Source organism: Bacillus marinisedimentorum (assembly GCF_001644195.2).
GTDB lineage: Bacteria > Bacillota > Bacilli > Bacillales > Bacillaceae_O > Bacillus_BL > Bacillus_BL marinisedimentorum.
In genome coordinates this window covers 97656-111242 of sequence record NZ_LWBL02000016.1, presented here as the reverse complement: position 1 = coordinate 111242, position 13587 = coordinate 97656, and the positions used below count along the sequence as shown (strand labels likewise).

Below are 13587 nucleotides of genomic sequence, written 5' to 3'. Positions count from 1 at the left end.
CCTGCCAGCAGGGACTTTCCCGGACAGAGCCGGCACCACTGCCATTCACCCGTCCGACAGACTTTTTTTACAGCAAAAAGAGCCCGTAACGCACGGGCTCTTATTAAACTTATCGTTTCGGATAAAGCGTGAATTTTGCAGTCAAGTTCTCAACACGCTCTTTCATTTCCTCGAGCTTCTCTTCATCGTCCATGTTTTTCAGGGTGCCGGCGATAATGGCTGCAATTTCATCCATTTCATTGACGCCGAATCCGCGGGATGTGACCGCTGCTGTTCCGATGCGGACACCGCTAGTGACAAACGGACTTTCCGGATCGAATGGAATGGTGTTTTTATTGACGGTGATGCCGACTTCATCAAGTGCATGTTCGGCAGCTTTTCCTGTCGTGCCAAGGTTGCGGACATCAATGAGGAGCAGATGATTGTCCGTTCCGCCCGAAACGAGATTCAAGCCTTGTTTTTCAAGCTGTTCGCCAAGGCGTTTGGCGTTGTCGATAATATGGCTGGCATAATCTTTAAAGCTGTCATCAAGTGCTTCACCGAACGCGACCGCTTTTGAAGCGATGACGTGCATAAGCGGGCCGCCCTGGATGCCAGGGAAAATCGATTTGTCGATTTTCTTGGCATATTCTTCTTTGCAGAGAATCATACCGCCGCGCGGGCCGCGGAGCGTTTTATGGGTTGTTGTTGTGACAAAGTCTGCATAAGGAACCGGATTCTGGTGGAGTCCTGCGGCAACCAATCCGGCGATATGGGCCATGTCCACCATCAGGTATGCACCGACTTCATCGGCAATTTCCCGGAATTTCTTGAAATCGATGCTGCGCGGATAGGCGCTTGCACCGGCAACAATCAGTTTCGGCTGGTGTTTTTTCGCTTTTTCCAGTACATCTTCATAATTGATGCGATGGCTGTTTTCATCTACGCCGTATTCAATGAAATTATACTGTTTGCCGCTGAAGTTCACCGGGCTTCCGTGAGTAAGGTGGCCGCCGTGGGACAGGTTCATGCCGAGAACGGTATCACCCTGTTCAAGAATCGTGAAATACACGCCCATGTTTGCCTGGGCCCCTGAGTGAGGCTGGACATTGGCATGTTCTGCACCAAACAATTTTTTCGCACGGTCACGGGCGAGGTTTTCAGCGATGTCGACATATTCACAGCCGCCATAATAACGGCGGTCCGGGTAGCCTTCCGCATATTTATTCGTAAGAACGGACCCCTGCGCTTCCATTACCGCTTCAGAAACGAAATTTTCAGAAGCGATCAATTCGATTTTGCTGCGCTGGCGGCCCAGTTCCAGCTGGATTGCTTCATAAAGTTCACGGTCCTGTTCTTTCAGCGACTTCAGTGAGATGCCTGTATTGCTAGCGACTCTTTCCATGGTTGGCCTCCTTGAGTATGGTTGTGTTTTTATTTTACCATCAATACCGATGGGTGTTTTGGTCTTTTTTGTGCCAGTTGTTGGATACAATTGTATTTATCTGTTTCTCAGTTTATTTCATTTGCCGAAGCAAGTATTTTGGTGGGGTTTATAGACTGCACGCTCGCCGCCGATCAGTTTGGGGCGGGTTTTCGCCATGGTCAGGTGGGCTTCACCAATTGATTTCACCTTGCTCCTGACCGGAACAGCGACATGCTTGAGGTGCATGCCGATCAAGGTGTCGCCGATGTCAATGCCGGCATCCGCCTTGATGAATTCCACAACGACAGGATCGGTCATCTTGCTATATGCATATGCAGCCATCGCACCGCCCGCTCTGGCAGCCGGTATGACGGATACCAGGCCGTACCCGCGGGATTCCGCTGTTTCCCGTTCGATCAGCAATGCTCTGTTGATATGTTCACACCCTTGAAAAGCGAGCTGAACACCCGTCTGCTCCTTGAACCGGGCGATTTCTTCATATAAATCTTCGGCGATATCGGTCGTCCCTGCCGTTCCGATGCGCTTCCCTGTCACTTCACTTGTACTGCACCCGATCACGAAAAGCTGTCCGGGTTTCAATTGTGCCGATGCCTGCAAATCATCAAGCGCTTTGCGGAGCTGCTCTTTGACTTGTTCGCCTTTCATAAGCCAAAACCCCTTCCTCGATACTCCTTTTTCCCAATAAGAAAAGAGATTTACTTCCTGTATTACTATCTGTTTAAAAAGTTCAGTCAATTCATACTTTCCATCTTAATATATCAGCCGGAAAAAAGAAAATGTTTGGCCGGGATTACTGGATTTTTATAAGCAGACCATTTCCTCCAGTGCCGGCCAATCGGGACACACCATTCGAGACGAGGGCAGATCTTCCTATAAGGTAAAAAAATAAACGGCCCCAAAAGGAGCCGTTTCCTTATACCTTGAACCGTTTGATGCCGTTTTTCAGTGATTCCGCACTTGCGGAAAGCTCATCGCAGACAACAGAAAGGTTTTCAATGGCTGCCGTCTGTTCCTGGATCGCAGCGGCCACTTCTTCTGAGCCGGCAGACGTCTCTTCCATCAGACCGGAGACGGTTTCAGATTGGCGTGCCGTCATCTGGATATTTTCAAGCTGTTCATTCACATGTTCCGTTATTTTACCGACAAATTCAGCGACATTATCGACGGAAGATGACATCTCCTTGATGGCTTCGCTGGCTGCGGCTCCTTTTTTCACTTCGGTTTCAGTTGTTTCAACCTGCTGGTGGATATGAGTGACGACATTTTTCACTTCCTGCTGGATCGTGTTGACGAGCGCCGAAATACCGCTCACGGCTTTCGCACTTTCATCGGCCAGCTTCCTGACTTCATCGGCAACAACCGCGAATCCCCGGCCGTGCTCGCCGGCCCGCGCCGCTTCAATCGAAGCATTTAATGCGAGCAGATTCGTTTGCTCCGCAATTTCCCCGACGAGCGAAATGATTTCGCCAACTTCCTTCGCATTTTTTTCCAGGCGGTTGACGGCATGGAGCGATGTTTGCTGGCCATCCGACAGTTTTTCCATACCGTGAATAAGCGATTCGATGACTTTCCGGTTCTCTTTCAGCCCTTCTACCATATCGATTGACAGCTTCCGCGTCTGTTCCGCTTCTTCCTGGACTTGCCCGGCAATGCTTGCCGAATGCTGCACAGATTGGGCAGCGTCTTGAACGGATGCAGCCGACTGTTCGGTTCCATGGGCGATTTCTTCAATCGTTTGGCTGATATTCGTTGCCTGTTCACTTGCTATGTATGACGCTTTTGTAATTTCCGATACTTTTTGATTCGTATCTTCAAAGTTATGATTGACGCCTTCAATCAATCTCCGCAAATTGCCCAGCATTTCATTGAAAGCTAGGCCGAGTGAGCGGATTTCATCATCCGACCTGGACACTTCCGCATCCTGCGATATATCGCCTGCGGCAGCACGCCGTGCCGTCTTTTCCAGCCGCTTCAGCGGATTAATAATTGTACCCGCGGCAAAAAATCCAAGAATGCCTGTCCACATAATTCCGAGAATCATCGTGATGATCGTGAAAGTCATTTCACCAAATGGAATAAACTCTTTAATCAGATCATAAAGCACAAAAACGAATAATCCGCTGACTGTGTAAGTGACAAGCGACAGGATGGTGACAAACACAACCAGCTTCCAGCGCAGGCTGAACCGGTGCTTCTTTTGCGGCTTCACTAGTTTTCCCCCTCATTCTCCTCCAGCTTTTTTATCAGGCGGCCAACTTCCTCCTCGATCTCTTTTCTTGTATCTCTGTATACTTCCGCGGCTCCGCCAAACGGATCGGATATGTCAAGAACCGGCGCCCCGCTCCCGCCTGTATACTCCTTCAATGTAAAAAGCTTATCAAGCGTTTCCGGATGCTGCTGCCCGATCATGCCTTTGTGGCTTTCCGTCATGGTAAGCACCAGGTCGGCCCACTCGAGAAGTTCCTTTGTCAGCGGCGAAGATGCATGGTCGATCTCAATCCCAAGCTCCTTCAGCACAAGCTCCGTTTGCGGTGAGACTCCGCTCCCGCCGGCTGCATATATCCCGGCCGACTTTCCCTCATATTTGCCCTGTGATTTGTTTGCCAGCAGAGCTTCCGCCATTGGACTCCGGCATGTGTTGCCAGTACAGACGAATAATATCTTTTTCATTTCGAATTCCTCCCCGCGGTAAACGTTTCCGTTTTTTTCTTGCATCTTCAGAAAACATTCCCACGTCACTTATTATATCGGAAACTTTTATCATTTTTATACTTTGTAGATAATTTTTGCATAGCCTTTTTTTATAGGCTGCTTTGAAAATAAAGGCGTGTGAATCCATAAGTTTTTTTGCGTAAGTCGGTTTTAATTGGAGGTGTTTTCGGCTGACAAGGGATCAGTTCCCTGTCCAAATCCGCTAAGGAGCACTGTCAAGTCCGCTCTCCGGCTTCTTGTTTTTTTAAAAGCAGTACAAGAAGCCATAATAAAAGGGAACCATCCAGATCGATGCTCCCTCCTATTTTTATCTGAAATTTCACACCTTGAGCACATTGAATGCTGCTTAATCATCAAATCGGCAAAAGCAGCTTCAAGCCGAACATAAATAAAATACTGCCGCCGAGCACCTCGCTGTATGTACCGAGCCAGTTCTGCACCTTGCGGCCGAGCAGCAGCCCGCCCCATGTCAGCACCGTGCTGAAGATGCCGAAAAGGGCGACGGTCAAAATGGTCCGAACCCCATAGATACCGAGACTCAAGCCGACCGAAAAACTGTCCAGGCTTACGCTGAGGGAAAACAGAAGCAACCCTGTGCCAACCGGTGTAATCATCCTGTCCTCCCCCGGGCGAATGGACGAAATAATCATCTGCAGCCCCAACAGCAGAAGCAGGCCGCCTCCGATGAGCGTTGCGATCGTTCCATAGTGGGTTGACAGCAGTTTGCCGATTGCCATTCCCATAAGCGGCATAATGATATGGAAAAGGCCAATTGTAATACCGATTTTAAAAATCTGCAGCAGGCGCAGCGGGATCATCCCCATGCCAAGCCCGACGGAAAATGCGTCCATTCCCAGCGCAAAGGCCATAATCATCAGCGTCAATAGCTCCCCTAAAATCGAAACATCCATCCTTGTCCCTCCCCGGCCTGTTACTTTCACGTTATGCACGTCCAGGCGGGAATAGACATAGAAAAGTGGAGAGGTGCTGGTTGGTAAAGGACTGGTTGTTATTTGTAAAAGGTTCGTAATTGCAGAAAGTTGAGGAAAACCTCATGAAAAAGAATGAAAAACACTTTACATGTCTGGTGCTGACTTGTAAAAGCTCTAATCAGGTCTGAAGGTTGGGCCAACTCACAAACGGTGCGGCGGTTTTCACGCCAAATGAGCAGTATTTCACGCCAATTGATACAAATTTCCCGCGATATTTCCGGATTTACACGCGGAAACCGGAGCATTTCACGCCGTTCACTAGTTTTCGCGCCGTTCAAGGACACTTTCACGCCGGAAAGGTTCCTTCACGCCCACACACGGCCGAAAAAATGCCACGATCACTTCATATACACTGGACCGGTTAGAAGAGCAGTTCATGAAGAATCGTCCATGCAAGCCTACGCTGTCTTGTGAGAACCCGCCCCAACCATGTGTAAAGTCAATACCCCTCTTTCACATACCTGGCTATGAAAAAAATCCCGGACCAGCCTCAAGGCCAATCCGGAATCGTCCATCGCTTATTCTTTTCCAGAATTGATCACACGGTGGCCGGCCGCCTTCAGCAGCCTGTTCATGACCGCTGCGCCGACCCCTTCTTCTGAAAAAGATTCGGAATAAATGAGATCGAGTTCATATTCGTCAAAGCTGCGCAGCGTTTGGTACAGTCCGCGGGCGACGGTTTCCGGCCTGCTCCGGTATCCACAGGGAAGAACAGCGTCCGCGACAAAACCATCCACATGTTCATAAGTCGTAAGCACCCCAACTTTTTTTCCTGCGGCACGCGAGTTATCCACAAGCTGCTGGATAAACGCCCGGTCTCCTTCCACAATCGTAAGCGGAGCCTTCGGGGCATAGTGTGTATATTTCATTCCCGGCGATTTCGGCGCTTCTTTCACTTCTGCAAGGGCCGGATCGACATTGATCTTTCCAGCCACTTTTTCCAGCTGCTCTTTTGTGACCCCGCCCGGCCGAAGAATCATCGGAATTTCCCCGGTGCAATCCACAACCGTCGATTCGACGCCGATTCCTGTTTCTCCTCCATCGACGATTCCGGCAATCCTTCCATCCAAATCCTCTTTCACATGCGATGCCGAAGTAGGGCTTGGCCGGCCTGACACATTGGCGCTTGGAGCAGCAATCGGAACGCCTGCCTTTTCAATTAAAGCGAGCGCCACCGGATGGTCAGGCATCCGGACGGCAACTGTACGCAATCCGGCTGTCACTTTCCTCGATACACCTTCCTTGCTTTTTAAAACAAGCGTAAGCGCGCCCGGCCAAAATGCGTCCATCAACCACTGTGCCGTTTCTGGAACATCGGCAGCCAGACTGTCCAGCTGTTCTATTTCAGCGATATGGACGATGAGCGGGTTATCGCCGGGCCGTCCCTTCGCCCTGAAAATTTTATCCACAGCCTCATCAGCGAGGGCATTTGCTCCCAGCCCATACACGGTTTCTGTAGGGAATGCGACCGTTTCATTATCCCTGAGCAGCAATGCCGCTTCTTCAAGTTGTGGATAACTCTCATCGTTTACATCTTCCTTTTCCACAACCCAATACTTTGTATGCAAATCTTTCATTTTTTACACCTCTACCTGATACAACGGGTTTATTTTGAGTTCTACCTTAATGATATCCACTTACATATCCACAGTTTGTTAATAACTTCATAAGGATAGTGGATAACTTTGTGGACATGCTAACTTACAATATCAAAATCATAACATAACAACATGCCATCTTCACCTTCCGAATGGAGAAGCTCCTGAATCTTGCCGCGTACTTCTGTCGCAGGTTCTTCCTGCAGGTTCGGCACCTGTTTGAATCCGAATGCTTCAAAAAATGGTGAAAACCGCCTGTCCGGCGTCACGAGAAACAATTGCCGCACCCCTGTCTTTTCTGCAGCCGCCACCGTCTGCTGGAAAAAATGCAAAATATCTGACGGTGCTGTACCCGGGGACAAAATAAAGGACCGAAGCAGTCCCTCCTTGCCGTTCACTTTTATGCCTATTGCGGCGCTGATGGACCGATCATCATTCTCCATCATCAAAAATACCCCGTCCTTGCCGTTGTCTTCTGCCGTAATTCCTGCTGCCCTGGCCGCTTCCGCAATTTTTTCCCGATCCTCTTCCCCTGCAAATCGTATCTTTTTCATCATATCCACCACTCCCTATGTTCTCAGTTGCATCTATTCTATGAGAGATTTGAGAGATTCATGCCTGCAGATAGGAAAAACTAGATTCTGTTTTTGGTAGTTGCTTTTTGTGGTTGAGCTTTGTCTTCTATGCTCGATTGGATTCTTTTTCTGCAGGACCCTCGGGTTTTAACTCAGTTTATCATGGGCTCTGTTAACCGCTGCAGGGTGCCCGCTTTCACCAGGGATGGATACAACGTTTTAATGGAGTTGCAACTAAATATCTGAACAATTACCTAGCTTGGTTTCAAGTGTTAGAATACATTCAACACCAAAGGAATACTGTTACTTGTTCAACGGGCCGTTTAATGGAATAGGAGAAGGAGTTGACGGAGCCTTAGAGAAGTAATTCGATGATGTTATCTTTTGGAAAGGAAAAAACATAAACATTTGAGGAAATTACTGTTGATATTATCTTTTTTAATGTTGGCTACTGAATGTGCAAATGAACAAAGACAATTTGCAGCAACTTATGTAGATGAAAATGAGAATTGGGAAGTTCAGGACATGGTTAATGTGACGACCGATAATACAGAGCATGGTATTACCTTCGTACCTAAATGAAATTTTTAAGAAGAGGAACTTAGTGTCGTTATTAGTTGGAATGATGTAGTTGAAACTAAGACATTCGCTAGAAAAAATGGTTCTGTTTACAAAACTCCTTTTGAGCCCAATTCCTTAACTCTTCAAAGAAAAACTTAAAAAAGGTCTGGACATAAAAGTGGCAATTACAATTACAATTAACAATCAAACCGAATCAGTAATTTTAAAAGCCATGGATGACCAACTTCTTATCAAATTATTGGGGCGTCGGGCTATAGTAACATACCTTTTCTTTGGGATTATGCACGTATTGGGCAGGATTGTTGAGTAATCAAAGGTTCTTTTCTGGTTGAAATGAAATGAGGGATTGGATTTCTATGGAATGTGAAAGGAGCGGTAAAATATGAAACTAATAATCGGTATTATGTTAGGTTTTTATATACTTAATTTTTGGGTAATTCCTCATGATATTATTTATCAGGTTAAAGGCGTATCAGAAAGTTACTTATTGCCTATATATACAGGAATGGTTTTGATTGTTGGACTTATAGTTGCTTGTACAAAAATTGTGTTAGAAGAAATAAGAGAATTAAAGGACCAGAAAGATGATATAAGGAATACCAACATTAAACTTTAACAGAGCCGAGAAATAAAGGAACCGGCCTATGCCGGTTCCTGGCTGAACAATGATTTGGCTTTTTTGAACCATTCGACGACAAAGAATTTCACTTCCACTCGCTCCGTCTCTTTACCATCATTAACCGCGGTTTCCTCCTGTTTCACGGCATCACCGTTTGAAAAATCCAGGAAGCAAAGGGGAGGGAATAACACACACCACCAGTTTGCGCCTTCTGCCTTCCCGATCGAAATCAAAATCGCCTCATAGGTTCCGGCCGGATAGATAAAGTTTCCGTATAGTTTCGTCGGAAACTTCACATTTTCCTGGAAGCTTACAGTAAAGTTACCGCCAGGGCTGTTTTCTTCCACAATACTGCCAACAATTCCCCTTATCTCCGGCAGATGAGAACGGATCACTTTTCGGGCTTCATCGAACGACGTCAAGTCTGCCACCCATTCGTTAATGGAGTCGTTTACACGGTCGCGGACAAGCCGCTTTATTGCCTGATCTTCCTCACTGTTGCTGTTTGCCAGAATCCTCAGCCGGATGGCATCATCCGGAATGACAACCGGCTCAGCCGCAGCTGCCGCTTTCTGCCCTGCCCCTTCAGCCGGTAATAGGTTAACGCTCACTAAAAGAAATATAAGATAAATAATTGCTGTTTTTTTCATGTTCATGCTCTCCACCATCCCTTCACTAGAACATTGTGGTCAGGATGCGAATCTCTTAAACATAGAAATGGAGAGCAAATTTCGACATATAAAGCGGCAGGCAGATAATAGATTTGCGCCTGCAGCTGCTGTCTTTAGGCAAAGACAGCAGCTGCACTTATCTATATTCTAGAAGCTGGCGAATGCGTTGAAATACTTCCGTGCTGACAATATCCTTTATGGTTAAGAAAGCCGGCTTAGACAGCCGGCTTTTGCCCATTTCAAGTCATTATCCATTGAAACCAATCTCCGCAAACACCATCCTGTCCTTGCCGTTTATGTCATTCACCACTTCAACTGTTGGTTTTTTATCTGCAAACGTACGCCGCAGCATGTCAGCGACATCCGCTCCCTGTCCGGTACCGATTTCAAAGGCGACGATTGCTTTATCTTTAATAATAAGCGGAATTTCCTCCATGAACCGCCGGTAAAAATCAAGGCCGTCATGACCGCCGGCAAGTGCCCGCATCGGGTCATGCTCCCTGACGACAGGGGAAAGCTTATCCACGTCCTCATCAGGAATATATGGAGGATTTGACACGACGACATCCACTTTTTCACCTTTTTCAATCAGGGGCTGCAGGAGATCGCCCCGTATGAAGTTGACATCCGCTCCGAGCATGCGGGCATTTTGCCTGGCAATTGCCAGGGACGGTTCTGAGATATCTATTCCAGCAGCTTCCAGCCGCGGTTCCTCTAAGGCAAGAGTGACAGCAATGATGCCGCTGCCTGTTCCGACGTCAACCACCCTGATCGAATCCTGTCCGGTGAAATACTTATGAATGCGATCAAGCAAACCGGCGATCAACTCTTCCGTTTCCGGACGGGGAACGAGCACTTCTCTGGTGACTGCAAATGTCCGGCCGTAAAATTCTTCGCTGCCGGTTATATGCTGCACGGGTATCCCTTCAGCATGACGGCGAATATATTCTTTAAACTTCTTATGCGCTTTTTCATCCATTTCATCACGATACTGCACAAACAGCTGAGTGCGGCTTACACCCAGAACATGGCGCAGCAGCAACTCAGCAGCGGTCGGTTCACGCCCGGCTTCTTCCAAAAAAGAAGAAGCCCGGTTGAGGGCTTCATATATACGAGGCATTACGCATTCTCCATTTGTTTCGCTTGTTCTTCCATGATGAGCGCGTCAATGATTTCATCAAGCTTGCCCTGTAAAATCTGGTCAAGTTTTTGCAGCGTCAAGCCGATGCGGTGATCGGTCACGCGGCTTTGTGGGAAGTTGTACGTGCGGATCCGCTCGGAACGGTCACCGGATCCGACGGCCATCTTCCGGTTTTCGGCATACTCTGCCTGAGCCTCCTGCTGAAATTTATCATAGATGCGCGCACGGAGAACTTTCATCGCTTTCTCCTTGTTTTTGATCTGCGATTTTTCATCCTGGCATGAGACGACAATGCCGGTCGGCTCGTGCGTCAAACGGACAGCTGACATCGTGGTGTTAACGCTCTGCCCCCCTGGTCCGCTTGAAGCGAACGTATCGACACGGATATCTTTTTCATGGATATCGACTTCGACTTCCTCCGCTTCCGGAAGAACCGCTACAGTCGCTGTCGACGTATGGATACGGCCGCCTGATTCAGTCTCCGGCACACGCTGAACGCGGTGGGCTCCATTTTCATACTTCAGCTGCGAATAAGCGCCGTTCCCATTCACCATAAAAATGATTTCTTTATAGCCGCCGAGTTCCGTCGGAGAAGCTTCGATGATTTCCGTCTTCCAGCCTTTCACTTCGGCGAAACGGCTGTACATGCGGTACAAATCACCAGCGAACAGCGCCGCTTCATCACCACCGGCCGCGCCGCGGATTTCCATGATGACGTTTTTATCATCATTCGGATCTTTTGGCAGCAGGAGAATTTTCAGCCGTTCGCTGAGTTCTTCCTTCCGTTCCTGCAGCTCGGAAATCTCTTCTTTCACCATTTCGCGCATATCTGCATCAAGCTTATCTTCAAGCATGGCTTTCGCGTCATCGAGCTGCTCAGTGACTTCTTTATATTCACGATATTTTTCAACGGTTTCCTGGATGTCTGCCTGTTCCTTCGAATATTCACGAAGTTTGTTGGAGTCATTGATGACTTCCGGATCACTCAGCAGTTCATTCAACTTGTTGTATCGCTCTTCAACTGCTTCTAAACGATCAAACACCATCGCTCACCTCTTTTTTGGTCCATAACATTCTAATTATAGTATAGGACATACCCGGCAGTCAAAATCAAACGAGGGGGCAGGCATTTGTTAAAGGGAATAGATGAACGTAATTGAGTCATGCTTCCATTGAAACTAGCCGCTCAGGCGGCGGCAGGGAAGATGCGGGGAACGTGAAACCGGAAAACCTGCCTTTCCGTTACGGCGTGAAACAGACGGCGTACGGCGTAAAATCACTGATGAGGCGTGAAATAACGTGCTTTTGGCGTAAATACATAGGCTTTCCGCTTGAAAATCAGTGACTCCGGCGCGAAAACGGAGAGTTGCGGCGTGAAACCTTGCTCCTGCAGTACCGCTCCGCTCCCATCGGCGCGAAAGCAGCAAGTAATGGCAGAAAAGCAGCAGGTTACGGCGTAACAAAGCGAGGCTATGGCACGATAACCGGAAAACCTGCCCGGCAGTATCAATACACTCGACACCCAATTATTTGGATGCGGCCAGCAATCCAATTCCTCCCGCTAACTTAAAAAAACAGCAAATCTTTTGCTGATGCGCATAAATTGTGTCTAATTCATGACTTTTTTTGATTCACCGGCCTTTTTACAGTCTATCAAACAGCTCTTCACGGCTTCAGTTCCGCTTTTTCGCGGCTTACCCGCCAAATCGTCAGCATTATGGTTCAAAAGACCGCAAAGAGGGAATCATACAGAAATGTAGAATACTTTATAATGAAGCTCATCCGGACCTTTACATCTATTTATATACCTGTATAGGTATTTTTACTCCGGTTGAATTTGCTTAAAACAGGGAGGTAGTAATTCATGAAAGTAATCATCATTGGGGGAGACGCAGGCGGCATGAGTGCGGCGATGCAGATTGTCCGCAATCAGCCGGATGCCGAAATCACTGTACTTGAAAAAGGGGCCCATTATTCGTATGCGCAGTGCGGCCTTCCGTATGTCGTAAGCGGCGACATCGAATCAACCGATAACCTGGTCGCCCGTAAGCGGGAGACGTTCGTTTCTAAATACGGAATCAATGCTACAGAGTATCATGAAGTTACTTCCGTTGATACGGAGAACAAAAAAGTGTACGGCAAACAAGTGAAAACCGGTGAAGATTTTGAGTACGAATATGATAAGCTTCTGATTGCTACCGGAGCTTCGCCTATCGTTCCAAAGTGGGAAGGAATTGAGCTTGATGGCATTTACCCGTTAAAAACGATTGTCGATACCCATACGGTTATGGAGAATATGGATGGCGTCGAGAATGTGACCATCATCGGCGGCGGGTACATCGGTCTGGAAATGGCGGAATCCTTTGTGAAACTGGACAAGAAGGTTACCATCATCGAAATGGCGCCGCAGCTCGGTACTACGTTCGACTCTGATATGGCCGAGTATATCAGTGAAGAAGCAAAACGACACAATATCGAGGTGAAGCTCTCCGAAAAAGTGACAGGCTTTGAAGGAAACGGCAAAGTGAGCAAGGTGAAAACCGATAAAGGCACCTATGACTCCGACCTTGTACTTGTTTCAATCGGCGTTCGGCCAAACACCCGGTTCCTGGCCGAAACCAATATCGTACTCGGCCCTAAAGGCGAGATCAAAGTGAATGCCTATATGGAAACGAACGTGAAAGACGTATACGCGGCAGGCGACTGCGCTTCCCAATATCACCGCATCAAAGAAAAAGATGACCACATTCCGCTCGGCACGAATGCGAACAAGCAGGGTGTCATTGCCGGAAGCAACATGTCCGGCGTGACGAAAATATTCAAAGGGATTGTCGGCTCGTCCGTCGTGAAATTCATGGACCTGGGGCTCGCCCGCACCGGACTTTCCGAGCGTGAGGCTGAAGATCTCGGACTTCCTTTTGCATCGATAAAAACCGATGCGCGTGATAAAGCTCATTATTACCCTGACAGCAAGCCGATTCACGTGAAGCTCATTTATAATAAAGATTCCCGCAAGTTGCTCGGCGCCCAGGCCATTGGTGAAAACGGTGCAGAAAAGCGGATTGACGTGATTGCTACGGCATTGTTCAATGAAATGAGTATCGAAGACTTGATGGATCTCGACCTTACGTATGCGCCGCCGTTCAACAGTGTGTGGGATCCTGTGCAGCAGGCGGCACGAAAGGCGAAGTAAAGATAACCATGCTTCACTAGTAAGATGCCTCTCCTTTATAACGGAGAGGCATCTTTTTTGGATGGCATCACGGGAAGG

14 protein-coding genes and 1 pseudogene are annotated in these 13587 nt (G+C 47.9%); 5 read left to right on the top strand and 10 right to left on the bottom strand.

Annotated features, from left to right (window positions below; translation table 11 throughout):
* Positions 1 to 109: 109 nt before the first annotated feature.
* The 7 genes from A4U59_RS05255 to A4U59_RS05225 form a co-directional block, all read right to left on the bottom strand.
* Positions 110 to 1351: a serine hydroxymethyltransferase gene (locus tag A4U59_RS05255; RefSeq protein WP_066176291.1), complete on the bottom strand. Its 1242-nt coding sequence runs from the start codon at positions 1349 to 1351 to the stop codon at positions 110 to 112.
* A 150-nt stretch (positions 1352 to 1501) separates the two neighbouring features.
* A complete protein-coding gene (locus A4U59_RS05250) occupies positions 1502 to 2071 on the bottom strand; it encodes a TIGR01440 family protein (RefSeq protein WP_066176165.1) in 570 nt (189 codons plus the stop codon).
* A 268-nt stretch (positions 2072 to 2339) separates the two neighbouring features.
* Positions 2340 to 3635, bottom strand: coding sequence for a methyl-accepting chemotaxis protein (locus A4U59_RS05245; protein ID WP_066176162.1), 1296 nt, complete (start codon positions 3633 to 3635; stop codon positions 2340 to 2342).
* Positions 3635 to 4096 carry a low molecular weight protein arginine phosphatase gene (locus A4U59_RS05240; RefSeq protein ID WP_066176289.1) on the bottom strand — a complete coding sequence of 154 codons (462 nt, stop codon included), beginning with the start codon at positions 4094 to 4096 and terminating at the stop codon, positions 3635 to 3637. The genes A4U59_RS05245 and A4U59_RS05240 overlap by 1 nt, the downstream gene beginning before the upstream one ends.
* Before the next feature lie 395 nt (positions 4097 to 4491).
* Positions 4492 to 5049: a manganese efflux pump MntP gene (locus A4U59_RS05235; protein ID WP_066176159.1), complete on the bottom strand. Its 558-nt coding sequence runs from the start codon at positions 5047 to 5049 to the stop codon at positions 4492 to 4494.
* Between the two features lie 599 nt (positions 5050 to 5648).
* On the bottom strand, positions 5649 to 6698 hold the full coding sequence (locus tag A4U59_RS05230; RefSeq protein WP_066176287.1) for an L-threonylcarbamoyladenylate synthase: 1050 nt from the start codon (positions 6696 to 6698) through the stop codon (positions 5649 to 5651).
* A 128-nt stretch (positions 6699 to 6826) separates the two neighbouring features.
* On the bottom strand, positions 6827 to 7285 hold the full coding sequence (locus A4U59_RS05225) for a GNAT family N-acetyltransferase (protein WP_066176156.1): 459 nt from the start codon (positions 7283 to 7285) through the stop codon (positions 6827 to 6829).
* A 218-nt stretch (positions 7286 to 7503) separates the two neighbouring features.
* Between A4U59_RS05225 and A4U59_RS22185 the strand changes: the two are divergent.
* The 3 genes and pseudogenes from A4U59_RS22185 to A4U59_RS05220 form a co-directional block, all read left to right on the top strand.
* Positions 7504 to 7611: pseudogene (locus A4U59_RS22185) on the top strand (IS1595 family transposase); the annotation flags it as partial.
* 115 nt (positions 7612 to 7726) lie between these two features.
* Positions 7727 to 7885 carry a hypothetical protein gene (locus tag A4U59_RS21975; RefSeq protein WP_211274902.1) on the top strand — a complete coding sequence of 53 codons (159 nt, stop codon included), beginning with the start codon at positions 7727 to 7729 and terminating at the stop codon, positions 7883 to 7885.
* A 382-nt stretch (positions 7886 to 8267) separates the two neighbouring features.
* Positions 8268 to 8501, top strand: coding sequence for a hypothetical protein (locus tag A4U59_RS05220; protein WP_066176151.1), 234 nt, complete (start codon positions 8268 to 8270; stop codon positions 8499 to 8501).
* Between the two features lie 26 nt (positions 8502 to 8527).
* Here the strand turns inward: A4U59_RS05220 and spoIIR are convergent, their stop codons facing one another.
* From spoIIR to prfA, 3 genes are all read right to left on the bottom strand, one after another.
* Positions 8528 to 9154 carry a stage II sporulation protein R gene (spoIIR, locus tag A4U59_RS05215; protein ID WP_070120161.1) on the bottom strand — a complete coding sequence of 209 codons (627 nt, stop codon included), beginning with the start codon at positions 9152 to 9154 and terminating at the stop codon, positions 8528 to 8530.
* Positions 9155 to 9422: 268 nt separating this feature from the next.
* Entirely contained in the window at positions 9423 to 10295 is an 873-nt protein-coding gene (prmC, locus tag A4U59_RS05210; RefSeq protein ID WP_066176145.1) for a peptide chain release factor N(5)-glutamine methyltransferase, read from the bottom strand.
* Positions 10295 to 11359, bottom strand: a complete 1065-nt coding sequence (gene prfA, locus A4U59_RS05205) for a peptide chain release factor 1 (protein ID WP_066176284.1) — start codon at positions 11357 to 11359, stop codon at positions 10295 to 10297. Before prfA ends, prmC begins: the two co-directional genes overlap by 1 nt.
* Before the next feature lie 113 nt (positions 11360 to 11472).
* Between prfA and A4U59_RS21675 the strand changes: the two genes are divergently transcribed.
* Both A4U59_RS21675 and A4U59_RS05195 read left to right on the top strand, forming a co-directional pair.
* Positions 11473 to 11661, top strand: a complete 189-nt coding sequence (locus A4U59_RS21675) for a hypothetical protein (RefSeq protein ID WP_066176143.1) — start codon at positions 11473 to 11475, stop codon at positions 11659 to 11661.
* Between the two features lie 519 nt (positions 11662 to 12180).
* A complete protein-coding gene (locus A4U59_RS05195; protein ID WP_066176141.1) occupies positions 12181 to 13509 on the top strand; it encodes a CoA-disulfide reductase in 1329 nt (442 codons plus the stop codon).
* Positions 13510 to 13587 lie beyond the last annotated feature (78 nt).